The sequence below is a fragment of the Neisseria sp. P0021.S006 genome (assembly GCF_051956895.1).
Window position 1 is genome coordinate 1 of the sequence record NZ_JBQCWZ010000233.1, and the last position, 1,838, is coordinate 1,838.

Annotated in this window: 2 protein-coding genes; both read right to left on the bottom strand. The window is 51.2% G+C overall.

What is annotated here, in order from left to right; translation table 11 throughout:
- A partial coding sequence (locus ACTHUM_RS12875) for a phospholipase D-like domain-containing protein (RefSeq protein WP_440403041.1) occupies positions 1 to 1,372 on the bottom strand: 1,372 nt, incomplete at its 3' end.
- Between the two features lie 78 nt (positions 1,373 to 1,450).
- Positions 1,451 to 1,838, bottom strand: a 388-nt coding sequence (locus tag ACTHUM_RS12880; protein WP_440403042.1) for a murein hydrolase activator EnvC family protein, incomplete at its 5' end; no start/stop codon positions are given.

Consider the following 1,838-nt stretch of genomic DNA (forward strand, 5'->3'; position numbering starts at 1 on the left):
AGCTTGGGGTGGTCGTAACGAGGGTGCGCTGCATTTGGCCTGCGATTTCGGGGCTTTCGATGACGACACCCATTTCGGTATTGAGGCGTGCGGAGCGTGGGTCGAGGTTGAATGAGCCGATGAAAACGCGTTTCTCGTCCACGATGAATGTTTTGGCATGCAGGCTGGTGGTGGAGCTACCGGTTAAGCCGCGGTCTTTGGTGGTCGGAACGGCATGATTGGGTTGGAGTTCGTATAGTTTGACCCCGGCTTTGAGCAAAGGCTTGCGGTATTTGACGTAGCCGGAATGGACGGCGGCAACGTCGGTTGCTTGGAGCGAATTGGTCAAAACGGTAACGTCCACGCCGTTGTGTATCAGTTTTTCTATGGCTTTGACACCTGATTTTGTGGGTACAAAATAGGGCGAGACAAGGTAAACGCTTTTTTCAGGTTGCTTGAGGGCGTCTTGCAGGCGTTCGGAAATAGGCGGTTTGTGCCGGTCGCGGTCTAAGCCTTTGGCCGGGTCATCGCTGATCAGGCGTGTGCTGACGCTTTGCCACTCCATAAGGTTGCTCTGCATTTTTTGATAGAGGTTGGAGTGTTCGATGCTTTGACGGTAGCGGATGAGCGTTTGGTTTTTATCTTGGTCGGTGTAATCAAGCTCTGCCAATCCTTTTTTCAGGTTTCCCCGTTTGATAATGCTGGTCGCGTTGTAGGCGGAATGGCTTGCCCAATAGCGGTCGAAGTCTTGGGACACTTCTGTTACTACGCGGCCTGTGGCGAGGATATCGAGGTCGGCAAAGATGGTATCGTCGTTAACCTTAAAATATTCGTCGCCGATATTGCGTCCGCCCAAAATGGTGGCACGGTTGTCGGCGGTAAACGATTTGTTGTGCATCCGGCGGTTAAGTCGCGGAAAGTCAGCAACGTAGCCGAGTGCACGCCATTTTCTGAAAATAAAGGGATTAAACAGACGGACTTCAATATTGGGATGATTGTCGAGTGCCAGCAGGAGATCATCCATGCCGTTGGTGTTGTTGTCGTCCAGAAGCAAACGCACACGGACGCCGCGTTCAGCTGCACGATGAATCAGGTTGAACAGAAGCTTGCCGGAGATGTCGTTGTGCCAGATATAGTATTGTAAATCGAGGGTATGGTCGGCGGATTCAATCAGGGTAGCACGAGCGACAAAGGCTTCATGGGCATCGTTCAGCAGATAGATATGGGAAACATCAGTCTTGGAGGATGTAGAAGGAATACCTAATGCGCTGTCCAGCCGCGGGGTTGCAGGTATGTCAAGATAACTGCTTTGGGTGCGTTCGTCCAATGATGGCAAAAACGCGGCGCAACCGCCCAATAGCAGGGTATAAAGAAAGGGAAGATGAAATTTCATGGGAAACCGGTACAAACAATCCCTACCTAAATGACATTTAGGCAGGGATTGAATTGAAATTAGGTTGCTTGAATCAGCTTAGAAGGCAACATAATTTGCCGGATTGACCGGTTTGCCGTTTTGACGGATTTCAAAGTGCAACTGAGTACGAGATGCATCGGTATTACCCATGTGCGCAATGGTTTGACCGCGTTTAACGGTTTGGTTTTCATTAACCAGCAGACGTTGGTTGTGGCCGTATGCGCTCAAGAATGAGGAGTTGTGTTGGATGATGACCAAGTTGCCGTAACCGCGCAAGCCTGAGCCTGCGTAAACGACTTTACCGTCTGCCGCTGCAACGACAGGCTGACCTTGTGTACCAGCAATATCCACGCCTTTGTTGCTGCCGCCGAAGTTGGCAATAACGTTACCGGTAGTCGGACGCTGCCATGTGATGCCGCTGACGTTGCGGCTGCTGCCGGTAGAT